Origin of the sequence: Pseudoxanthomonas mexicana (assembly GCF_010093385.1) — a bacterium.
Taxonomy (GTDB): domain Bacteria; phylum Pseudomonadota; class Gammaproteobacteria; order Xanthomonadales; family Xanthomonadaceae; genus Pseudoxanthomonas_A; species Pseudoxanthomonas_A mexicana.
Map to the genome: position 1 here is coordinate 1 of NZ_PDWV01000048.1, position 22,378 is coordinate 22,378.

20 protein-coding genes are annotated in these 22,378 nt (G+C 69.4%); 8 read left to right on the forward strand and 12 right to left on the reverse strand.

Annotated features, from left to right (window positions below; all coding sequences use genetic code 11):
• Nucleotides 1-132: integrase core domain-containing protein (locus CSC76_RS14980; RefSeq protein WP_162110179.1), on the forward strand; the 132-nt coding region annotated here is incomplete at its 5' end.
• Here CSC76_RS14980 and CSC76_RS14985 read toward each other — a convergent pair.
• The 4 genes from CSC76_RS14985 to adh form a co-directional block, all read right to left on the reverse strand.
• The gene (locus tag CSC76_RS14985; RefSeq protein WP_162110802.1) at nt 129-413 is read right to left on the reverse strand and encodes a hypothetical protein; all 285 of its coding nucleotides are present in this window, start codon (nt 411-413) and stop codon (nt 129-131) included. The genes CSC76_RS14980 and CSC76_RS14985 overlap by 4 nt on opposite strands.
• A gap of 3 nt (nt 414-416) precedes the next feature.
• A complete protein-coding gene (locus CSC76_RS14990; protein ID WP_238395000.1) occupies nt 417-815 on the reverse strand; it encodes a DUF779 domain-containing protein in 399 nt (132 codons plus the stop codon).
• A 22-nt stretch (nt 816-837) separates the two neighbouring features.
• Nucleotides 838-1,866: an alcohol dehydrogenase AdhP gene (gene adhP, locus CSC76_RS14995; protein WP_162110804.1), complete on the reverse strand. Its 1,029-nt coding sequence runs from the start codon at nt 1,864-1,866 to the stop codon at nt 838-840.
• A gap of 125 nt (nt 1,867-1,991) precedes the next feature.
• Nucleotides 1,992-3,521: an aldehyde dehydrogenase gene (gene adh, locus CSC76_RS15000; RefSeq protein ID WP_162110805.1), complete on the reverse strand. Its 1,530-nt coding sequence runs from the start codon at nt 3,519-3,521 to the stop codon at nt 1,992-1,994.
• Between the two features lie 242 nt (nt 3,522-3,763).
• On the opposite strand from adh, the gene CSC76_RS15005 reads away from it, so the two are divergent.
• A complete protein-coding gene (locus CSC76_RS15005) occupies nt 3,764-5,656 on the forward strand; it encodes a sigma-54-dependent Fis family transcriptional regulator (protein ID WP_162110806.1) in 1,893 nt (630 codons plus the stop codon).
• A gap of 14 nt (nt 5,657-5,670) precedes the next feature.
• Entirely contained in the window at nt 5,671-7,251 is a 1,581-nt protein-coding gene (locus CSC76_RS15010; protein ID WP_162110807.1) for an alpha/beta fold hydrolase, read from the forward strand.
• Nucleotides 7,252-7,272: 21 nt separating this feature from the next.
• Here CSC76_RS15010 and CSC76_RS15015 read toward each other — a convergent pair whose 3' ends face one another.
• On the reverse strand, nt 7,273-9,963 hold the full coding sequence (locus tag CSC76_RS15015; RefSeq protein WP_238395001.1) for a bifunctional diguanylate cyclase/phosphodiesterase: 2,691 nt from the start codon (nt 9,961-9,963) through the stop codon (nt 7,273-7,275).
• A 209-nt stretch (nt 9,964-10,172) separates the two neighbouring features.
• Complete coding sequence (locus CSC76_RS15020; protein WP_162110808.1) at nt 10,173-10,991, reverse strand: CHAD domain-containing protein; 819 nt, start codon at nt 10,989-10,991, stop codon at nt 10,173-10,175.
• 157 nt (nt 10,992-11,148) lie between these two features.
• Between CSC76_RS15020 and CSC76_RS15025 the strand changes: the two genes are divergently transcribed.
• Together CSC76_RS15025 and CSC76_RS15030 are read left to right on the forward strand one after the other, a co-directional pair.
• Complete coding sequence (locus CSC76_RS15025; protein WP_162110809.1) at nt 11,149-11,433, forward strand: hypothetical protein; 285 nt, start codon at nt 11,149-11,151, stop codon at nt 11,431-11,433.
• Between the two features lie 74 nt (nt 11,434-11,507).
• Nucleotides 11,508-12,503, forward strand: a complete 996-nt coding sequence (locus CSC76_RS15030; protein ID WP_162110810.1) for an alpha/beta hydrolase family protein — start codon at nt 11,508-11,510, stop codon at nt 12,501-12,503.
• A 1-nt stretch (nt 12,504) separates the two neighbouring features.
• Here the strand turns inward: CSC76_RS15030 and CSC76_RS15035 are convergent, their stop codons facing one another.
• The 3 genes from CSC76_RS15035 to CSC76_RS15045 form a co-directional block, all read right to left on the reverse strand.
• A complete protein-coding gene (locus CSC76_RS15035; RefSeq protein ID WP_162110811.1) occupies nt 12,505-12,855 on the reverse strand; it encodes a VOC family protein in 351 nt (116 codons plus the stop codon).
• A gap of 71 nt (nt 12,856-12,926) precedes the next feature.
• The gene (locus tag CSC76_RS15040) at nt 12,927-13,637 is read right to left on the reverse strand and encodes a helix-turn-helix domain-containing protein (protein ID WP_162110812.1); all 711 of its coding nucleotides are present in this window, start codon (nt 13,635-13,637) and stop codon (nt 12,927-12,929) included.
• A 12-nt stretch (nt 13,638-13,649) separates the two neighbouring features.
• On the reverse strand, nt 13,650-14,618 hold the full coding sequence (locus CSC76_RS15045; RefSeq protein ID WP_162110813.1) for a LysR family transcriptional regulator: 969 nt from the start codon (nt 14,616-14,618) through the stop codon (nt 13,650-13,652).
• Between the two features lie 110 nt (nt 14,619-14,728).
• On the opposite strand from CSC76_RS15045, the gene aceB reads away from it, so the two are divergent.
• Both aceB and aceA read left to right on the forward strand, forming a co-directional pair.
• Nucleotides 14,729-16,360, forward strand: coding sequence for a malate synthase A (gene aceB, locus CSC76_RS15050; protein WP_162110814.1), 1,632 nt, complete (start codon nt 14,729-14,731; stop codon nt 16,358-16,360).
• Between the two features lie 110 nt (nt 16,361-16,470).
• Complete coding sequence (aceA, locus tag CSC76_RS15055; RefSeq protein ID WP_162110815.1) at nt 16,471-17,805, forward strand: isocitrate lyase; 1,335 nt, start codon at nt 16,471-16,473, stop codon at nt 17,803-17,805.
• An 84-nt stretch (nt 17,806-17,889) separates the two neighbouring features.
• On the opposite strand, the gene CSC76_RS15060 is transcribed toward aceA, so the two are convergent.
• From CSC76_RS15060 to ubiK, 3 genes are all read right to left on the reverse strand, one after another.
• Entirely contained in the window at nt 17,890-19,950 is a 2,061-nt protein-coding gene (locus tag CSC76_RS15060) for a S9 family peptidase (protein ID WP_162110816.1), read from the reverse strand.
• 106 nt (nt 19,951-20,056) lie between these two features.
• On the reverse strand, nt 20,057-21,562 hold the full coding sequence (locus CSC76_RS15065) for a YifB family Mg chelatase-like AAA ATPase (RefSeq protein WP_162110817.1): 1,506 nt from the start codon (nt 21,560-21,562) through the stop codon (nt 20,057-20,059).
• 10 nt (nt 21,563-21,572) lie between these two features.
• Nucleotides 21,573-21,836, reverse strand: coding sequence for a ubiquinone biosynthesis accessory factor UbiK (ubiK, locus tag CSC76_RS15070; RefSeq protein WP_162110818.1), 264 nt, complete (start codon nt 21,834-21,836; stop codon nt 21,573-21,575).
• 189 nt (nt 21,837-22,025) lie between these two features.
• On the opposite strand from ubiK, the gene CSC76_RS15075 reads away from it, so the two are divergent.
• Nucleotides 22,026-22,364, forward strand: a complete 339-nt coding sequence (locus CSC76_RS15075; RefSeq protein WP_162110819.1) for a P-II family nitrogen regulator — start codon at nt 22,026-22,028, stop codon at nt 22,362-22,364.
• The last annotated feature ends 14 nt before the right edge of the window (nt 22,365-22,378 follow it).

Below are 22,378 nucleotides of genomic sequence, written 5' to 3' on the forward strand. Positions count from 1 at the left end.
TCCGAACAGCGAGCCCACGCGCTGCAGGGCTGGCTTCATCACTACAACTGGCATCGACCACATGCCAGCCTTGGCTACAGGCCACCCATCACCCGAATCCCACTGAACAACGTGGTGGGTTTACACAGCTAGTCCCCGCGTCCCAGCGTCGCCAGCCGCAGGAAGGCTTCGATGCCGAGGACGGACGCGAACGGCTGGCCGGCGGCGGTGAAGCCGTCACGGTCCAGCTCGACAGCGACGCCTGCGTGCACGACCTGCACATCGCCTTCGCCAACGGCCGCCGCGCCCTGTACCCGGCGTTCGACCTGTGCCGCCAGCGCGGACTGCCCGTCATGCCACTGCCGGCCCGCAGCCGGGAAGAGAGGCTGGCCAGTGGCGGAGCGCGTGTAAAGGGCGAAACCGCAGGTTCCCACTGATCACACGCGCCCGGCCGCGCGCAGCGCCGCGAATTCCTCGTCGGTGAACAGTCGCGACCGCACCAGGAAGCGCACGCCTTCGCCGTTCTCCAGCGAGAACATGCCGCCGCGCCCGGGCACCACGTCGATGATCAGCTGGGTGTGCTTCCAGTACGCGAACTGTGGCGCGCTGATGTAGAAGTCGGCGCCACCGATCTCGCCCAGGCGCACGTCGCGATCGCCGACGATGAAGTCGCCCACCGCGAAGCACATCGGCGAGGAGCCGTTGCAGCAGCCGCCGGACTGGTGGAACAGCACCGGCCCGTGCCGGCTGCGCAGCGTGTCGATCAGCTGCAACGCCGGCGCTGTCGCGATCACCTGCAAGGGAGGGGTGGCTGCAGGGGGCGATGCGTCGGTCACGGGCGGTGCCATCCGGGGGCCGTCAGGCGGCGAAGTCCAGCACGATGCGGCCTTCGATGGTGCCGGCGTGCATGCGCGCGAACACATCGTTGATGTTCTCCAGCCGGTCGGTCGCCACCGTCGCGGCCACCTTGCCCATCGCCGCGAAGGCCAGCGATTCCTGCAGGTCCAGGCGCGTGCCGACGATGGAACCGCGCACGGTGATGCCATTGAGCACCATGCCGAAGATGTCCAGCGGGAACTGCCCCGGTGGCAGGCCGTTGAGCGACACCGTGCCGCCGCGGCGGACCATGCCGATGGCCTGCTCGAACGCTTTCGGCGATACCGCGGTGACCAGGGCGCCGTGAGCGCCGCCGATTTCCTTCTTCAGGTACGCCACCGGGTCGGTGGTCCGGGCGTTGACGGTGACGGTGGCGCCCAGGCGGCGCGCGAGCGCCAGCTTCGCGTCGTCCACGTCCACCGCCGCCACGTTCAGGCCCATCGCCTTCGCGTACTGCACGGCCATGTGGCCCAGTCCGCCGATGCCGGAAATCACCACCCAATCGCCTGGCTGGGTGTCGGTGACCTTCAGGCCCTTGTAGACCGTCACGCCCGCGCACAGCACCGGCGCGATCTCGACGAAGCCCACGTTGTCCGGCAGGTGGCCCACGTAGCCGGCGTTGGCCAGCGCATACTCGGCGAAGCCGCCGTTGACCGAATAGCCGGTGTTCTGCTGCGTCTCGCACAGCGTCTCCCAGCCGCCCAGGCAGTGCTCGCAGTAGCCGCAGGCCGAGTACAGCCACGGCACGCCCACGCGGTCGCCTTCCTTTACGTGGCGGACGCCGGCACCGACGGCCACCACATGGCCGACGCCTTCGTGGCCGGGGATGAAGGGAGGATTGGGCTTCACCGGCCAGTCGCCCTCGGCGGCGTGCAGGTCGGTGTGGCACACGCCACAGGCTTCGATCTTGACCAGGATGTCGCCGGCCGCGGGGCGTGGCACCGGCACTTCCTCGATTACCAGCGGCTTGCCGAATTCCCGCACGACGGCGGCCTTCATGGTGCTGTCCATCTGCTGCTCCGATAGTGGCCCGACAGGCCGCCAACCTACGTGGATGGCGCGCCGGGCACGTTGATTCCGATCAATCCCACGCGCACGCGCAGCGCCGCCCGTCGGACGGCGCCGCTTCGCAAGCGTCAGAAAAAGCCGAGCGCCTTGGGCGAATAGCTGACCAGCAGGTTCTTGGTCTGCTGGTAGTGGTCCAGCATCATCTTGTGGTTCTCGCGGCCGATGCCCGACTGCTTGTAGCCGCCGAACGCCGCATGCGCGGGATAGGCGTGGTAGCAGTTGGTCCACACGCGGCCGGCCTGGATCGCACGGCCCATGCGGTACAGGCGCGCTGCGTCGCGGCTCCACACGCCGGCACCCAGGCCGTACAGCGTGTCGTTGGCGATGGCCAGCGCCTCGGCTTCGTCCTTGAACGTGGTCACCGACACCACCGGCCCGAAGATCTCCTCCTGGAAGATGCGCATCCGGTTGTGGCCCTTGAACACGGTCGGCTTCACGTAGTACCCGCCGGCCAGGTCGCCGTCGAGCGCGTTGCGTTCGCCGCCGGCCAGCACCTCGGCGCCTTCCTGCCGGCCGATGTCGATGTAGGACAGGATCTTTTCCAGCTGTTCGCCCGAAGCCTGCGCCCCGACCATCGTGTTGGGGTCCAGCGGATTGCCCTGCCTGATCGCGGCGACGCGGGCGAGCACCTTTTCCATGAAGCGGTCATAGATCGACTCCTGCACCAGCGCGCGCGAGGGACAGGTGCACACCTCGCCCTGGTTGAAGGCGAACAGCACGAAGCCCTCCACTGCCTTGTCCAGGAAGTCGTCGTCCTCGGCCATCACGTCGGCGAAGAAGATGTTGGGCGACTTGCCGCCCAGTTCCAGCGTCACCGGGATCAGGTTCTGGCTGGCGTACTGCATGATCAGGCGGCCGGTGGTGGTCTCGCCGGTGAAGGCGATCTTGGCGATGCGCGGGCTGCTGGCCAGCGGCTTGCCCGCTTCCAGGCCGAAGCCGTTGACCACGTTCAGCACGCCCGGCGGCAACAGGTCGCCGATCACTTCCAGCAGCACCAGGATCGACGCCGGCGTCTGTTCGGCCGGCTTCAGCACCACGCAGTTGCCGGCGGCCAGCGCGGGTGCCAGCTTCCAGCAGGCCATCAGCAGCGGGAAGTTCCACGGGATGATCTGGCCCACCACGCCCAGCGGCTCGTGGAAGTGGTAGGCGATGGTGTCGCCGTCGATCTCGCCGATGCTGCCTTCCTGCGTGCGGATGGCGCTGGCGAAGTAGCGGAAATGGTCCGCGCACAGCGGAATGTCGGCATTGAGCGTCTCGCGGATCGGCTTGCCGTTGTCCCAGGTCTCGGCGTGCGCCAGCAGGTCCAGGTTCTGCTCGATGCGGTCGGCGATCCTCAGCAGCACGTTGGCGCGCTCGGTGGTGGAGGCCTTGCCCCAGGCGTCCTTCGCCGCATGCGCGGCGTCCAGCGCAAGTTCGATGTCCTCCGCGTTCGAGCGCGGCACCTGGGTGAAGACCTTGCCGGTCACAGGAGTGAGGTTGTCGAAGTACTGGCCCGAGCGCGGCTCGACCCATTGCCCGCCGATGTAGTTGGCGTAGCGCCGCTTGAAGAGGGCGGAAGGATCGACGGCCTGCGGGCGGGGGGTGGCGACTGCGTTCATCGGTGGCTCCGTGGAAAGATGGACCCGGTGCGGGTGCGACCCTCCGACGCAGGCCGCATGCCAACGAGATGTGCTGCGGTGCGCCATGGCGAGAACGCCGGTGACGAAAAGGATGGCGTGCCGTGGCTGCCGCGTTGCAGCATGAGAGGGGATTGCGCGGTGTCGCGGGCTGTGGTGTGTATCGGGACAGCGGGCGGTCGGGCTGTCGCAAAATGCGACACATCGCCTGCAGGGTCAGGGCGATGGCACGTGCACAGGACTTCCAGGGCGGCGATCCGATCGTCGAGGCGCGGCGCGCATTCTTCGAAGCTGGGCGCACGCCGGTGGGCCAGGTGCCCGGTGCGATCCTGCAGTCGTGGCGCCGCTGCCGCGGCCTGGGCCTTGCCGCGAATGCCCGGCCCGCGATCGAGCCCATCGACGCCCCGCGCCTGCGCGCCATGCGCGAGCAGCACGAGCGCCTGTGGCGGCTGGCGCGGGCGGAGGTGGAGATGCTGGCCGCCGATGCGGCCAACACCGGCAGCATCGCGATCCTCACCGATGCCGAGGGCTGGATCCTGGATGCCGAGGGCAGCGCGGCTTTTCTGGACAAGGCCGGTCGCGTGGCGTTGATGCCGGGCGCCTGCTGGAGCGAGGCCCGCGTGGGCACCAACGCCATCGGTACCGCCATCGCCGACGGCCGCGCGGTGGAAGTGCGCGGCGGCGAGCATTACGCGGCCCCGCACCGCATCCTCAACTGCGCGGCTTCGCCCATCTTCGATCCCTACGGACGCATGGTCGGCGTGCTGGACATCTCCGGCGACGCGTCGGTGGCGCAGGTGCATGCGCTGGGCCTGTCGCAGCTGGCGGTGGCGCACATCGAGCACCGCTACTTCGACGAAGGCATCGCCGATGCGGACCTGCTGCGCGTGCACAGCCAACGCGCACTGCTGGGCACCGCGCGCGAAGGGCTGCTGGCGTTCCGCAACGGGCGCCTGATCGCCGCCAACCGCGTGGGCCTGGCGCTGTTCGGCCTGGAACGCACCGACCTGGGACGCGCGTCGTACGACGCGCTGTTCGACGGCGCGGTCTCGCGCCTGCGCGACGACGGGGCGCTGCACGACCGCAATGGGCGGGTGCTCTACGGCCACGTGGACGAACCCACGCGCGCGCGGCGGGCACGCGCGGCCACGCCGATCACCGTGTCCCCGGCGACGTCGGCCCTGGATGCGGACGCGCCGCTGTTCGACGACGCGCAGGTGGCGGATCTCGAACGCGCGCGTCGCGTTCTCGATGCCGGCATCCCGGTGCTGGTGCTGGGCGAGACCGGCACGGGCAAGGAAGTGTTCTCGCGCGAGTTGCATCGTCGCTGTGCACGCGCGGGCAAGCCCTTCGTCGCGGTCAACTGCGCGGCACTGCCGGAGGGGCTGATCGAAGCGGAACTGTTCGGTTACGAGAGTGGCGCCTTCACCGGCGCACGCAAGGAGGGCAGCACCGGGCTGTTGCGCCAGGCCGAGGGCGGCGTGCTGTTCCTCGACGAGATCGGCGACATGCCGATGGCGCTGCAGCCGCGCCTGCTGCGGGTACTGCAGGACCGCGAGCTGTCGCCGCTGGGCGGCGGCAAGCCGGTGAAGCTGGATTTCGCCCTGGTCTGCGCCACCCACCGGCATCTGGAGGATGCGGTGGCGGAGGGACGCTTCCGCGCGGACCTGTACTACCGCATCTCCCACCACATCGTCGCGCTGCCGACGCTGCGGGCGTCGGACGGGCGCGATGCGCGGGTGCGCACGCTGTGGGCGCGGATCGGACAGGGACGTCGCCTGTCCGACGCGGCCCACGACGCCCTGGTCCGTTACGACTGGCCGGGCAACCTGCGCCAGCTGGTGGCCAGCCTGCGCACGCTGGTGGCGTTGAGCGAACCGGGCAGCGAGATCGGCGTGGACGCCTTGCCGGCCTACCTGCGCGCGCGGTTGCCGTCAGCGATGCCATCGCGGCCAGAGACGGTGGCAGCGGCGGGCGACCTGGATGCGATCACGCTGTCCAGCATGCGTGCGGCGGTGGAGGCCTGCGGCGGCAACATCGCCCAGGCGGCACGCCAACTGGGCATCAGCCGCAGCACGCTGTACCGTCGCCTCGGCGCCGATCCGCGGGCGTCCTAACCCAGGGAATGCCGATGCCGGCGAAGAAGTCCGCCGCGCCCGCCGATGTCGACGCCTTCCTCGCCGCACTGGCGCATCCGCAGGATGCCACGCTCCAGCGACTGCGCACCGCGATCCGCGCCCCGGATCCGCGCATCGGCGAGGACATCAAGTGGAACGCACCCAGCTTCCACCTCGACGGCCGCCATTTCGCCACGATGCAGTTGAGGAGGCCGGACAGCGTGCTGCTGGTGCTGCACCTGGGCGCGGGCCGGCGCGTGCTGCCGGCGGGCGCGATCGCCGATCCGACGGGACTGCTGACGTGGCTGGGCGCCGATAGGGCGACGCTGGCCTTCCGTCGCCCCGCGGACGTGGAGGCGCATCAAGCCGCCCTGCAGGCCGGCTGCGCCAGTGGGTGGCTCATCTCTGATCGCCGACAGGGACGAACGACACGGTCGCCGCCGCCGGGCCTGGCCGACAATGCCGTCGTACCCCGGATGGAGATGAGGATGAAACACGCATTCGCCGCCTTCCTGCTCGCCTGGCTGCCGCTGGGCGCGCAGGCGCACGAGAGCTGCCCGGACCGTTCGGCTTACGCGCCGGCACGCGAGATCATCGCCGATCTTGGCCGCATCACCGCGCCGACCGGCGTGCAGGAGGCGTACGCGGTGGAGATCGGCGGCATCCGCCAGTGGGTGAACGTGCGCGGACAGGACCGCGACAACCCGATGGTGCTGTTCGTCCACGGCGGCCCGGCCTCGCCGATCATTCCCACGCTGTGGCAGTTCCAGCGCCCGCTGGAGGAGTACTTCACGGTCGTCAACTACGACCAGCGCGGCGCCGGCCGGACGCTGCTGCTCAACGACCGCGACGCGGTCGCCGATACCCTGCACATCCAGCGCTATGTCGACGATGCCATCGCGCTGGCCGAATACCTGCGCACGCGCTACCACAAGCGCAAGCTGGTGCTGATGGCGCACAGCTGGGGCACCGTGGTGGCGATGCACGCGGCACTGCAGCGGCCGGACCTGTTCCACGCCTATGTAGGCATCGGCCAGGTGATCAACGTGCGGACCAACGAGCAGGTCAGCTTCGACTACGGCCTGCGTACCGCACGCGAGAAGGGCAACGCGGAGGCGGTACGGGAGATGGAGGCCATCGCGCCGTATCCGGGCGACCAGCCGATCACCCGCGAGCGCATCGTCATCGCGCGCAAATGGCCGCAGCACTATGGCGGGCTGACCGCCTACCGCGACAGTTCGGACTACTTCTACCGGGGGCCGCGCCTGTCGCCGGACTACGACGATGCCGCGCGCTGCGCGATCAACGCGGGCAGTGTGTTCACGCTGGGGCGCCTGCTGGACGAATTCCTGCAGGTCGATTTCGACGCCGTGGAGACGTTCCCCATCCCGGTGGTGATGTTCATGGGCCGGCACGACTACACCACGCCCTCGGAACCCACTGCGGCCTGGCTGGCGAAGGTGCGGGCGCCCTACAAGCAGGGCGTGTGGTTCGAGCACTCCGCACACATGATCCCGTGGGAGGAGCCGGGCAAGGTGCTGGTCAGCCTGCTGGAGCACGTGCGGCCGCGGGCCGTGGAGACGCCCGCGCGCTGAACGGCGCGGCGCGCGCGGCCGTCAGCGCACCGCGGCCAGCCGGCGCGGGGGAGGCTGTTCGCGCTGGAACAGCACCCGCTCCGGGCGATGCAGCGCGAAACCCTGGCCGTAGTCCACGCCCAGCGAACGCAGCGCATCGCAGATCTTCGGACTGGCGACCCATTCGGCCACCACCTTCAGGCCGCGCTGGTGGCCGATCTGGGCGATGGCGCTGACGATGGTGCGGCTCATCGGATCGGTTTCCAGGTCGCGGATGAAACTGCCATCGATCTTGATCAGGTCCACCGGCAGGTTCTTCAGATAGCCGAAGGACGACATGCCGGCGCCGAAGTCGTCCAGCGCGATGCGGCAGCCGGCGCGGCGCAGGCGCTCGATCACGCCGACCACCTTCAGCAGGTTGCGCACGGCCACCGTCTCGGTGATCTCGAAGCACAGCCGGTGCGCCGGCACCGCGTACTCGGTGATGCGCGCCAGGATGAAGTCCGCCAGGCCCTCGTCCTCGATGCTCGCGCCGGACAGGTTGATCGCACACGTGCCCAGGCGTAGGCCGCTCCCGTGCAGCTGGCCGAAATGCGCCAGTGCATTGCGGATCACCCAGCGATCGATGGCGGGCATCAGCCCGTAGCGCTCGGCCGCAGGCAGGAAGGCGCCGGGCAGCACCACGCCACCGTCCTCGTCGCGCAGCCGCAGCAGCAGTTCGATGCTGGTGGCGGTGTCGCCGCCATCCAGCGGCACGATCTCCTGATAGTCCAGCAGCAGGCGGTCCTGTTCGACGGCCCAGCGCAGCCGGCTGGCCCATTCCATCTCGCCCTGACGCCGGGTGGTCTCGTTGTCCTGGCGGTACACGTGCACGCGGTTGCGGCCGTTCTCCTTGGCCAGGTAGCACGCGGTGTCCGCCCAGGCCAGCAGGTCCTTAAGCGTGGGCTCCTGTTGGTCCACCACCACCACGCCGATGCTGGCGCTGACGGTGTAGGTGCGGTCCTGCCAGACGAACATCAGCGCCTCGATGCACTCGCGCAGGCGTTCGGCCAGCGCGCGCGCGCCCTCGGCATCCACGTGGAAGGCCATCAGGCCGAATTCGTCGCCGCCCAGGCGCGCCAGCACGTCGCCACCGCGCAGCTGCTGTCGCATGGCCAGCGCCAGCTGCGCCAGCAGCGGGTCGCCGGCCAGGTGGCCGGACACGTCGTTGATCAGCTTGAACTGGTCCAGGTCGATGTACAGCAGTGCGCAGGGATCGCACGCCACGCGGCCCTTGCGCTCGCTGAGGGCTTCCTCGACGCGACGCTCGAACTCGCGGCGGTTGCCCAGCTCGGTCAGCGCGTCGGGGGTCGCCTGGTAGCTGCGGCGTTCGGTCAGCTCGCGCTGTTCGGAGATGTCCGTGGCGACCATCAGCAGGTGCGCCCGTCCCTCCATGTCGACGTGCGCGATCGAGGCGCTGGCCCAGAAGGCTTCGCCGCCGGGGCTGAGCAGCACGGCTTCCAGGTTGCCCCAGTCGTTGCCGATGGTGTCGGCGTCGCGGGCGCGGTGCTGCAGCTGCGGATCGGAGAACAGCGCCGACAGCGGCAGTCCGGTCGGGTCGCCCAGGCGCAGGCGCGCCGCCTGGTTGGCGTAGACGATGCGGCCGTCGCGCGCATCGGCCAGCAGGACCAGCGCGGGCAGCAGTTCGTTGAGGGCGCGGAAGCGCAGTTCGCTTTCGCGATAGCGCTGGCTCATCTGTTCGCCCAGCGACTCGGCCCGTCGCCGGGTGCTGGCCAGCGACCACGCCAGCGCGGCCAGCAGCAGGCTGATGGTGCCGCCCCCGGCCAGCAGGGCCTGCAGCCGCCCCAGCTCCAGCGGTTGCGGGCGCGGAAGCATCTCGATGCGCCACTGCCGGCCGCCGATGTCCAGGCGACGCTGTTGCATGGGGATGCCGGCGGCTGCGGGCGCGGCGGAATCGTAGAACGGGTGCGCGCCGGCGGTGGCGTCGTAGATGCGCACGCGGAAGCCGTCCAGCACCGGGCCCGACAGGGCCGATTCCACCAGCGGCTGCAGGCGGATGCCGATGGCCAGCGCGCCGATCTCGCGGGCGCGCCGCTGGTTGGGCGTAGTCGGGGTGGGACCGTCGGAGTACACCGGCAAGCGCAGGGTGACGCCCAGCGGGTTCTGCCCGCTGGGTACCGACTGCTGCAGCGCGAACGGCGCGGAAATGACCACGGTGTCGGTATCGCGCGCGCGCAGCAGGGCGGCCAGGTTGGCCTTCTGCGTCACCATGTTGAAGCCGATCAGCGACGTGTTGGCTTTGTAGGGGGCGACGAATTCGTAGCGGTAGGACACCTGATCGGCCAGCGGCTCGCCTGCGGGCGAGCGGCGCGCGAACGCCACCGAGGTGTAGGCGGCCGGGGACAGCGGGCTGCGCAGGCTGGCGTGGTACTGGCTGAAGCGCGCCTGGTCCATCTGGTCGTTGGCCAGGAACACGGTCTGCATGGCGCGCAGCATCAGGGCCGCCTGCTCCAGCGGCACCCGTAGGCGCGCGGCCCCCGCGTCGGCCAGTTCGCGCCTCGCTTCCTCGGCGCGTTCCTGCAGGTCGCGCCACTCGCGATGGGCCACCACCGCGGTGCTCGACAGGCCCAGCAGCAGCACGCCCGCCGCCCACGCCAGCGGCGGCATCCGCGCGCGCGGAGAGGACAGGCGCCGTGAGGGCGTGTCGCCGGCGATCGTGGAGGTGGCGTCCACCTGCGGGGAGTACTCCTGCGTGAGAGGCGATCCGCCCCGTGGGGTGGACCAATGAAGGCATGCAGGCTTCGTGCCAAGCCCGTCGGATCGAGGTGTCGCGGTGCGCCAGGCGTTTTACCGCCGCGGGAAGGGCCTCATGCGTCAGTATCGGCCCCAGGGGGTCGTTCTTGACGAGGGTTACCGTGCCGTCGACGACGCGGTAAACGCAATTACGCCAGTGGCTGGATCGGTGATGCGGTGCGCACGCGCGATCGCGGCGCGACCCGTTTCGCTCGCGCGTGCGCAGGTTCGAGCGCCTCCAGCGCGCGATGCAGCAGGACCAGGTCCTGCAGGGCGCCCAACTGGTCGACCAGTTGGCTGATGAACCGCGGTGGCAGTCGCGCGGCCTTGCCACGCGGCGCCACTTGCAGCTTGCGCAAGGCCGACAGCTGCATGCGCAGGCGGCGCGACTTGCGTCGCCAGTCGTGCAGGTCGTCCACCTGGCCGCTGGCCATCGCCGTCGCCTGCGCGCGTGCCTGGCGCCGCTCCGAGCGCGCCAGGGCGTGGCGCAGGTCGCGGGCTTTCAGCCGCTGCCACGGCAGTTGTCGCAGCTGCTCGGCCTGGTGGTGGGCCTGGGCCTGGCGGCGCATGAAACCCGGGTCCTCGCACAAGGCTGCGGCCAGCATCTGCTCGTGGCGCCCCGCCAGTGCCGGCAGCAGGGCCTGCCAGTTCTCCCGTTCAGCGGGCTCGGTGGCTTCGCGTGCCAGAAGGCGCGCCACATCCTGCACCACCTGCCCGTCGCGCAGGGCGGACAGGTCGCGGGTCATGGCCCGCAGTTCGTCGTCGATCGCGTCCACCGCCTCTTTGCCCAGCGCGTCGCGCACCAGCGCGAGCAGCGAGCGCAGCCGGCGCAGGCTCTTGCGCGCTTCGTGCACGCCGGTCGGATCGTGCGGTGCGACGGCCAGCGCCGTGGCCAGCGCGCACGCCTCCTCGGCGGCGAGCAGGGCGGCACGCTCGCCCGTGCGCAGGGACGCAACACGGTGGCTCATCGGCGGGACCCACGGGGGCAGGACTCCAGTCTACGACTGCGGGACGCCTCCGGCGCCGGACGAGGGGGGAGGAACGAGGGCCGTTCGTCGGCGGCCATGGGCTTGGCGGCGGACGTCGGAAAAGGTATAAATCGTTTATATGATTTCTGGAGTCGGCATGGCCAAGTCCCGCAAAGCGCGTGAAGCGACCGGAACGGCCACGCCCGCCAGCGCCGATGACCGACCGGCGAAACTCGTGCGCGACAGTTTCACCATGCCGGCCGATGACTTCGCCCTGGTCGGTGTACTGAAGGGCCGTGCCCTGCAGGTGCAGCGGCCGGCCAAGAAAAGCGAGTTGCTGCGCGCGGGCCTGCACGCGCTGGCCGGGTTGTCGCCGCAGGCGCTCGCCCGGGCGCTGGATGCCCTGGCGCCGGTGAAGGCCGGACGCCCGAAGAAAAAATAGGCGCCGCGATCCGCGTGCGCATGTCGTCCGTGCGTCGCCCAGGCGCGTGGCCTTCCTTTCGTGATGTGTTGCCGATGAACGTTGCCGCCTTCCTCCATCGCCACCGCGTGGTGGCCCTGCTGTCGCTGTTGCTGCTGGCTCCGATGCTGGCGGCGTCTTCGCACGCGCCCGCCGGCGGCGACGTGGACCCGGGCCTTCGCGCCGGTTACCGCGTGCAGGACCTGGACTGGTTCGACTCGGCGCGCGATCGCGCGGTGCCGGTCAAGCTGTTCTGGCCGGACGCAGCGCGTACGCGTACCGGGCCGCTGGTGGTGTTCTCGCATGGCATCGGCAGCGCACGCGATGGCTACACCTACCTGGGGCGCTACTGGGCGCGCCATGGAATAGCCAGCCTCCACGTCCAGCATGTCGGCAGCGACCGCACGCTGTGGGAAGGCAATCCCTTCACCTTGGTATCCCGCTTCCAGCACGCGGCGGGCGACGCCGAAGCCATCGATCGCGTCCGCGACCAGCGCTTCGCCCTGGATCGCGTGCTGGCGGGCGACTGGGGCGCGCGCATCGACCGCGCGCGCATCGTCGCCGCCGGCCATTCCTACGGCGCCAACACCACCCTGATGTCGGCCGGCGCACGTGTCGTGCGCCAGGGCCGGGCGATCCAGTTGCGCGCCCCGCGCATCCGCGCCGCGATCGTGATCTCCGCGCCGCCGTTCTACGGCGACGAGGACTTCCGGCCGATCCTGTCCGGCATCACCATTCCCACCCTGCACGTGACCACCGCCGACGACATCATCCGCATCCCCGGCTTCGGCTCGGGCGTGGACGACCGCCTGAAGGTGTTCAACGCCACGGGGGGTACGCGCAAGGTGCTGGCGGTCTACCGGCACGGCACCCACAATGTGTTCACCGACCACCGCTATTTCGATTCGCGCGAAGTCAGCGAGGACGTGAAGCGGGCCACCGAATCGCTGTCGCTGGCCTTTCTCGACAGCACGTTCGAGGGCTCGCCTGCCAGACTCGCGCAGTGGCGCTCAGGCCACCGCGCGCTGCTGGCGCGTTACGAGACGCGCTGATTCAGGTCGCCGACCACACGGCCAGTTCGTAGCCATCGGGGTCGGTGAACTGGAAGCGCCGTCCGCCGGGAAAGGCGAAGATCGGCTTGGTGATGCGGCCTCCGGCTTGCTCCACCTGCGCCAGGCTGTCTTCCAACGCTGTCGAATACAGCACCACCAGGGCGCCGCCCGGCTGCGCCGCGCCGTGGGCGAATCCCCCTGTCAGACGCCCGTCGCGGAATTCGCAGTAGTCGGGGCCGTAGTCCTGGAACGTCCAGCCGAACGCGCCGCCATAGAAGGCTTTCGAGGCGGCGATGGAGGCGACGTTGAATTCGAGGTAGTCGATGCGGTGGTGTTGTTCGGCGGTGCTCATGGCGGGGTCCCGGTGAGAGAAGCCGCCAGTCTGGCGAAGTCCGAGCGGCGTGTCTTGGCGAAATCGGACAGTCAGCGGGCGACCTGCGCCACCAGTTGCGTCGGCGTCAGGCCGGTGAGGCGTCGCGTGTCGCCAGCGAGTTGGGCGGCGTCGTAATAGCCCGCGTCGAGGGCGGCCTCCAGCAGGTTGGCGTGGTGGTGACACCGTCGCAGGAAGCGTTGCAGCCGCAGGATGCGCGCGAGCAGCTTCGGTCCATAGCCGAACGCCTCGTCGCACCGGCGCAGCAGGGTGCGCTCGGTGATGCCGAGATCGCGCGCGAGCTGCGCGACCGAGGCGGGCTGCACGCATGAAAGTCGCGCATGCACCGCCTGCATCGCGGCGTCACGTGCCGGCGCGTCGAGCAGGATCCGATCGGCGAGCCATGCCATCGCGTCGGCGTCGCGCTCCGCCATCCGGTCGGTCTGCGTCGCCAAGCGCGCGATGCCGAGATCGCGCAGGTCCACACGCTGGTCGGCAAGGACATGCAACGGAACACCCAGCCAGCGCGTTGCCGCGCCAGGCGCGAACCGTAGGCCGCTTATCCGGCGACCCGGCGCGATCCGGGCGTACTGCGCGCGGGTGTCGGGCCCGGCGATGCGCAGGCGCTCGCCATCCCACAGCAGGTCGACGCAAGCGTCGGGCAGCACGAGCGCGGGACTTGCCTCCGTTCCCTGCACATATTCCCAACGACACAGCAGCGAGCGGCCGGGCGCGAAGGCGTGTTGTCGATAGCGGCCGCTCATCGTGGCGTGGCGTCAGCGCTCGGAATGTCCGCTCTCATCGTAATCGCGGCGCTCGAACAGGTGGGGCTGGATCAGTTCGATGAAGGCGCGCGCCTGCGGCGAGAGGAACTTGCCCTTGCGCACCACCACGCCGTAGCTGCGCGAGGGGAACCACTGGCTCAGCGAGCGCGCGGTCAGGCGGTCGCGGTCGCTCTCGGTCAGGCAGATGGAGGCGATGACGGAGATGCCCATGCCCATGCTGACGTACTGCTTGATGACTTCCCAGCCGCCCACCTCCAGCGCGACGGTGTAGGGCACGCGCGCCTGCTGGAACACCAGGTCCACCAGTCGGTAGGTGACCAGCCGCTTGGGCGGCAGGATCAGGCCGTAGGGCGAAAGATCCTCCAGGCGCAGGTCGCGCTTCTTCGCCAGCGGATGGTCCGGCGGTGTGATCAGCATCGGTTCGAAACGGTAGACCGGCGCGTAGCTGAGGTCGGCCGGCACGTCCAGCACCGAGCCCACTGCCAGGTCCACGGCATCCGAGCGCAGCAGATCCGTGCCATCGGCGCTGGCGGCGTTGTGCAGGGTCAACTTCACCTCGGGGTGCTGCTGGCGGAAGTGCTCCACGATCTTCGGCAGCAGGTACAGGATGGTGGAACTGTTGGCGGCCACGTTCAGTTCGCCGGCCTCCAGTCCGCTGACCTTCTCGCGGAAGGTCGCGTCCAGCCCGTCCAGTCCCGCCACCAGCGGCTGGGCCAGTTCATACAACACTTCGCCTTCCCGGCTGGGTGCCAGCCGGCGCCCGCTGCGCTCGAACAGGCTGACCCCCAGCTCCCGTTCCAGCGCCTGCAACTGCAGGGTGATGGCGGGCTGGCTGACGAAAAGCGCCTCCGCAGCGCGCGACACCGACCCCAGGCGCACCGTCTGGCAGAACGCCCGCAGGGGCTTGAGCCGATCGGATTTGTAGGGAAATCGCGGAGTTGGCGCTTCTTTAGAGCTCACGATCTAACAAGGTATAAGCAGGACTTATTTAATGCATTGACAAAACTGTTTTGTCAAATAATTGAAGCAGGGAGCACTGTGCCAGTCCAGCAAGACGCCAGGAGTTCCCCATGTCCGCTACCGCTTTCGCCCTGCCGCCGCGCGACGCCCGTGCCGATCGGCCCACCCCCGGCATCGCCCTGACCACCAACCTGGTGGGGCAGGACGCCCTGCTGCCCCCGGGCGCGCTGGCGCTGCTGGTCTCGCTGCATCGTGCGATCGAGCCCGCGCGCCAGGTCCGGCTGGCCGCGCGCCGCGAGCGCCAGGCCTTCTTCGATGCCGGCGGCCTGCCCGACTTCCGCGAGGACACCCGTGCCATCCGCGAAGGCGACTGGACCGTGGCCCCGGTGCCGACGGCCCTGCAGGACCGCCGGGTGGAGATCACCGGACCGGTCGACCCGAAGATGGTCATCAACGCACTGAACTCCGGCGCGAAGGTGTTCATGGCCGATTTTGAGGATTCCACCTCGCCGACCTGGCAGAACCTGCTGACCGGCCAGCGTGCGTTGATCGGCGCCGTGCAGGGTGACCTGGCGTTCACCGCCGAGAACGGCAAGCAGTACGCGCTGAAGCCGCAGGATGAGCAGGCGGTGCTGCTGGTCCGCCCGCGCGGCTGGCACCTGGATGAGAAGCACGTGCTGATCGATGGCGCGCCGATCGCCGGCGGGCTGTTCGACATCGCGGTGTTCGCCTGGCACAACGCCCGTGCGCTCCAGGCCCGCGACCGCGGCCCGTACTTCTACCTGCCCAAGCTGCAGAGCATGGAAGAGGCCGCGCTGTGGGAAATCGCGCTGTCGCACATCGAGGCGGCGCTGGGCCTGCCGCACGGGCAGATGAAGGTCACGGTGCTGATCGAGACGCTGCCGGCGGTGTTCGAGATGCACGAGATCCTGCACGCGCTGCGCGAGCGCATCGTGGGCCTGAACTGCGGCCGCTGGGATTACATCTTTTCCTACCTGAAGACCTTCCGTCGCCACGCCGACAAGGTGCTGCCCGAGCGCGGCCAGGTGACGATGACGCAGCCGTTCCTGAAAGCGTATTCGGAACTGCTGATCCAGACCTGCCACCGGCGCGGTGCGCACGCGATGGGCGGCATGGCCGCGCAGATCCCGATCAACAACGACGAAGCCGCCAACGAACAGGCGCTGGCCCGCGTGCGCGCCGACAAGCTGCGTGAAGTCACCGCCGGCCACGATGGCACCTGGGTGGCGCATCCGGCGCTGATCCCGGTGGCGAAGGCGATTTTCGATGAGCACATGCCGCAGCCCAACCAGCGCGGGGTGCTGCGCGAGGACGTGACGGTTACCCGCGACGACCTGATCCGTCCGTCCACCGGCACCATCACCCGCGCCGGCTTCGAGGGCAACGTGGAGGTCTGCGTGCGCTACTTGGCCGCGTGGCTGGACGGCAACGGCTGCGTGCCCATCCACTGGCTGATGGAGGACGCCGCCACCGCCGAGATCTCGCGCGCCCAGATCTGGCAGTGGCTGCACACGCCCGACGTGCACCTGTGCGACGGCACCCAGATCGACTATGCCCTGCTGCAGCGCACGCTGGCCGCGCTGCCCGCGAAGCTGGGCGACCACAGCCGGCTGCCGGGCGGGGAGCGCATCTCCGAAGCCATCGCCCTGCTCGACGCGCTGAGCCGCGCCGACGAGCTGGCCGACTTCCTGACCCTGCCCGCGTACGACCGCATCGACTGATCGAAAGCCGGGAGTCGGGAATGGGGAATCGGGATTGGTAGAGCCCTCCCCATCACGTATTCCGATGTCATCCGCACCGAACTGAAGTACCCCCATCACGGAGTATCGCCATGAGCACCAAGCAACAGCAGATCGACGCCATCCAGAAGGACTGGGACAGCAACCCGCGCTGGACCGGCATCAAGCGCGACTACGCCGCCGCGGATGTCGTCCGCCTGCGCGGCAGCCTGCAGCCGGAGTACACCCTGGCCCGCCGTGGCGCGGAGAAGCTGTGGAAGCTCGTCAACGGCGAGGCGAAGAAGGGCTACGTCAACGCGTTCGGCGCGATCAGCGCCGGCCAGGCGATGCAGCAGGCCAAGGCCGGCTTGGAAGCCGTGTATCTGTCCGGCTGGCAGGTCGCCGCCGACGGCAACACGTCCGAGACCATGTATCCCGACCAGTCGCTGTACGCCTACGACTCGGTGCCGACGATGGTCCGCCGCATCAACAACACCTTCCAGCGCGCCGACGAGATCCAGTGGAAGGCCATCTGCGACGGCTCGGCGAACGAAGCCGACGCCATCGACTTCTTCCTGCCCATCGTCGCCGATGGCGAGGCCGGGTTCGGCGGCGTGCTGAACGCCTACGAGCTGATGAAGAACATGATCATCGCCGGCGCGGCGGGCGTGCACTTCGAAGACCAGCTGGCCGCGGTGAAGAAGTGCGGCCACATGGGCGGCAAGGTGCTGGTGCCCACCCAGGAAGCGGTGCAGAAGCTGCAGGCCGCGCGCCTGGCCGCCGACGTGCTGGGCGTGCCGACCATCGTGCTGGCCCGCACCGACGCCGAAGCCGCCAACCTGCTGACGTCCGACTTCGACGCCAACGACCAGCCCTTCGTCACCGGCCAGCGCACGGCGGAAGGCTTCTACCGGGTCAAGAACGGCCTGGAGCAGGCGATCAGCCGCGGCGTCGCCTACGCGCCGTACGCCGACCTGGTGTGGTGCGAAACCGGCACGCCGGACATCGGCTTCGCCCGCGAGTTCGCCCAGGCGGTGCATGCCAAGCATCCGGGCAAGCTGCTGTCGTACAACTGCTCGCCCAGCTTCAACTGGAAGAAGAATCTGGACGATGCGCAGATCGCCCGCTTCCAGGACGAGCTGTCCGCGCTGGGCTACAAGTACCAGTTCATCACCCTGGCCGGCATCCACATCAACTGGTTCAACACCTTCAAGTTCGCCCACGACTACGCGCGCGGCGAGGGCATGAAGCACTATGTCGAACAGGTGCAGGAGCCGGAATTCGCCGCACGCGAGAAGGGCTACACCTTCGTCTCGCACCAGCAGGAAGTAGGTGCGGGCTACTTCGACGACGTCACCACCGTCATCCAGGGCGGCAGCTCCAGCGTCACCGCGCTGAAGGGCTCGACCGAGGAAGAGCAGTTCTACGAAAAGGAAAAGGCGGCCTGACCGCTGCCCACAAGGATGCAGCAAAGGAAACGCCGGCTTTCGCCGGCGTTTCTTCTTTCAACGTTGCGGGAAGAAGGTGCGCGCTTACTTCTTCACCTCCTGCGTATGCCCCTTCAGTGCCTCGGCCAGCCCGGGCACGCCATCCGCGCCGACCGGCACGCTGATGCTCGAACCGGTGAAGTCCTTGCCGATCGGTTCGGCGCGACCGCCCAGGCACTGGGCCAGGAAGCCCTCGGTCACCGCGTTGAACGCCTTGTTGTTCTCCGGCCGGGCGAAGCCGTGGCCTTCGTCGGGGAACAGCACGTAGGTCACCGGGATGTTCTTGGCCTGCATCGCCTTCACGATCTGGTCGCTCTCGGCCTGCTTCACGCGCGGGTCGTTCGCGCCCTGGCCGATCAGCAGCGGCTTCTTGATCTGGTCGGCACGGGTCAGCGGTGAGCGTTCGGTCAGCCACTTCTTGCCCGCGTCGGTGCGCGGATCGCCCATGCGCTTGGCCAGCTGCTCGAAGAAGCTGGCCCAGTACGGCGGCACCGTGCTCAGCAGGGTGTTGAGGTTGGACGGGCCGACAATGTCCACGCCGCAGGCGAAGGCATCCGGCGTGAAGGTCAGGCCGGTCAGCGTGGCGTAGCCGCCGTAGCTGCCACCCATGATCGCCACCTGGTCCTGGGTGGTGACGCCCTGCTTGACCGCCCACTGCACGGCATCGATCAGGTCGTCGTGCATCTTGCCGGCCCACTCGCCGTTGCCGGCGTTGGTGAAGTCCTTGCCGAAGCCGGTGGAGCCGCGGAAGTTGACCGACAGCACCGCATAGCCGCGGTTGGCCAGCCACTGGTTGTAACTGCCGTAGCCATAGGAATCGCGCGCCCATGGGCCGCCGTGGACCAGCAGCACCAGCGGGACGGGCGTTTCGGCCTTGCCGTCGCTGTTCGCGTCGGCGCTGCGCGGCAGGGTCAGGTAGCTGACCAGCGTCTTGTTGTCGCGCGAGGCGATCTCCACCGGCCACTGCGGGACCAGCGGCTTGCCTTCCAGCTTCGGTCGCGCGGAAAAGAGCTTGGTGAGCGTGCCGGTGCCGCGGTCGTAGCGGTAGTAGACCAGCGGCGCTTCGGCCGCCGAGTACGCGACGATCCAGGTCTTGTCGTCCAGCGTGCGCGTGTTGACGGAAACATCGCCCGGCCCGATCGCCTCCAGCTTCTCCAGATCGGCCCGGATCGCGGGGTCGAGCACCTTCCACTCATCGCGCAGGTAGTCCACCGACACGGCCTGCACCTTGCCCGTTGCCGGGTCGGCCAGTGTGCCGCCGACGTCGGCGCGCGTGTCTTCCAGCACCAGCGTGCGCTTGCCGCTGGCCACGTCGATCGCGAACAGCGCCGCCGTGTTGCGGCCGCGCGAATCGGTGAAGTACAGCGTCTTGCCGTCCAGCGTCAGGCCGCCTGGACTGGTGGTCAGCACGTCCTCGAACGGGATGTCGTCGAACTTCTCCCACGCCCCGTTGGCGCCGCGCCGCAGCACATCGGCGCCGCCGTCCGGGCGCGAGCGCTGCGCGTACTTGAGGGTGTAGTCGGCGTCGGCGATGTAGCCGGCGATCTGCGCGTCGTTCTTCTCCAGCAGCGTGCGGTTGCCGCTGGCCAGATCGACCTTGTAGATGTCGTGCCACTGGGCGTCGCGGTCGTTCATGCCGACCAGGATCGTGCCGGGGTGCTTGGGGCTGACGCCGGCGACCTGGGCGGTGGTCTTCGGGAACGGTGTCAGGTCCTTCGCCTGACCGGTCTTCAGGTCCACGGCATACAGATGGAAGTCCTCGTCGCCGCCGCTGTCGCGCAGGTACAGCAGCGTGTCGGGGTGGTAGGACCAGAAGTAGCTGCGGATGCCGCGCGCCTTGTCCTGGGTGACGGCCCTGGCCTGCGACGGGTTGTCGGCCGGGGCGACCCAGACGTTGAGCACGCCATCGACGGCGGCGACCCAGCTGAGGTACTTGCCGTCGGGGCTGATCTGCACGTTGGCGCGTTCGGGATTGCCGAACAGCGCGTCGCGCGCGATCAGTTCGGTTCCGGCGATGCGGTCGGCGGCGGACGGCGCGGCCTGCGCGGCGAGGGCGAGCGCGACAGTCGAGGCCAGCAGCGTGAGGCGGAATGCGGGGTGGCGCATGGGCGGACTCCAGGGTGGCGAAGTGGGAACAGCGGACAGGACGTCCGCCGGCACGAGGTGTGACCCGAGTAGACCACACCGCATCTTCCGCCGCCGTGGCCGGAGGTCATGCTGCGTTGCCGCGATCCAGCCCCCGATAGCCCAGGGCTTCGGTCACGTGCGCGGTGGCGATGGCCTCGCTGCCGGCCAGGTCGGCGATGGTGCGGGCCACGCGCAGGATCCGGTGCAGGCTGCGCGCCGAGAGCTGCAGGCGCTCCACGGCACGCTCGAGCAGGGCCTGGTCGCGCGCCTGGAGCCGGCAATGGGCCATGGTTTCCGATTGGCCCATCCGCGCATTCGGTTTACCGCAGCGCGCCTGCTGGCGCGCGCGCGCGGCGACGACGCGGGCCTGGATGGCGGCCGTGCCTTCGCCGTCCGGCGCATCGGGCCGGAGTTCATGCGGCGGCAGTCGCGGTACGTGCACATGCAGGTCGATACGGTCCAGCAGCGGGCCTGACAGTCGGCTGCGGTAACGCCGGACCAAGTCGGGCCCGCAGCGGCAGCGACCGCTCGGGTCGCCCGCCCATCCGCATGGGCACGGATTCATGGCGGCCACGAGTTGGAAGCGGGCCGGGAATTCTGCGGTCCGCGCGGCGCGCGAGACGGTGACCGTGCCGGACTCCAGCGGCTCGCGCAGGACCTCCAGCGCGGCGCGTGACCATTCCGGCAGTTCGTCCATGAACAGCACGCCGTTGTGCGCGAGGGAAATCTCGCCGGGCCGCGGCTGTGCGCCACCGCCCACCAGCGCCACCGCGCTGGCAGTGTGATGCGGGGCGCGATACGGGCGCTGGCGCCAGCGGGCCGGGTCCAGCCCACGTCCGCTGACCGAGGCGATGGCGGCGCTCTCCATGGCCTCGGCGTCGCTGGCTTCGGGCAGCAGGCCGGGAAGACGCGAGGCCAACAGCGTCTTCCCGCAGCCGGGGGAGCCGATCAGCAGCAGGTGGTGCCCGCCTGCGGCTGCGACTTCCAGCGCGCGCCGCGCGTGCACCTGGCCGCGCACGTCGGCCATGTCAGGAACGGTGGAGGGCAGCGGCGGTGGGGCGACGGCCGCGGGCAGCGCCTTGCGCCCCTCCAGCAGCGCGCAGACTTCCAGCAGGGTCCGGCCGGTGAACGCGTGCCCCTGGCGCGCCAGGGCTGCCTCGGCGCCGCTGGGCTCGGGAACGACCAGCGTGCGCCCGCTGGCCGCCACCGCCAGCGCGGCCGGCAGCACGCCGTCGACCGCGCGCAGTTCGCCGGTCAGGCTGAGTTCGCCCAGGAACTCGTAGTCCGCAAGGCTCTCCCGCCGGATCTGTCCGCTGGCCGCCAGGATGCCCAGCGCGATGGGCAGGTCGAAGCGCCCGCCATCCTTCGGCAGGTCGGCCGGCGCCAGGTTGACGGTGATGCGACGCGTGGGGAATTCGAACTGCGCGCACAGGATGGCGGCGCGCACGCGGTCGCGGGACTCCCGCACCGCGGCTTCCGGCAGGCCGACGATCTGCGTGGACGGCAGGCCGCCGGACAGATGCACCTCCACGCGGACCGGGGGCGCGGACACGCCCGCCCGTGCCCGGCTGTTCACCAGGGCCAGACTCATGGCGGCGGGATCAGGACTGCGCGGGCCTGTCGGCCAGCTGGGCTTCCAGCGTGGCCACGGTGCGTTCGAGTGCTTCCAGCTTCTCGCGCGTGCGCAGCAGCACGGCCTGCTGCACGTCGAACTCCTCCCGCGTCACCAGGTCCAGCTTTGCCAGGCCCGCCTGCAGCGCGGACTTGAAGGTCTGCTGCAATTCTTCCTGCGAGTCGCGCAGGCCGGGCGGCACCAGCTGGCTGAGGCGGCGGGCGAGGTCGTCGATGTGGTTGAGGTCGATCATGTCTGGTCTCCGGCAGTGCATCGAGCTTGCGAGGCGTGCAGGAGGGCGCGCCATCGGGGATCGCTGCGCAGCACTGTCGGAAAAGTCCGGGCGGCGAGGCGGCCATTGAACCGCGACAAGCCCCGTGGCCGCAACCGCGGTCCATCGCGGCGCGTTATCCTGCACCCAGCATTCACGGGAGGATCCTGCATGAAAATGGTCATGGCCATCATCAAGCCGTTCAAGCTGGACGACGTGCGCGAAGCGCTGGCCGAAGCCGGGATCGCCGGCATCACCGTCACCGAGGTGAAGGGTTTCGGCCGGCAGAAAGGCCATACCGAACTCTATCGCGGCGCCGAATACGTGGTCGATTTCCTGCCGAAGGTGAAGCTGGAAGTGGCCGTGACCGAGGAGCAGGCCGAACAGGTGGTCGAAGCCATCGTGAAGGCTGCCGGCACCGGCAAGATCGGCGACGGCAAGGTGTTCGTCTACGATCTGGAGCGGGTGGTGCGTATCCGGACGGGCGAACTGGATGCGGATGCGCTCTGAAAACGGAGTCCCCG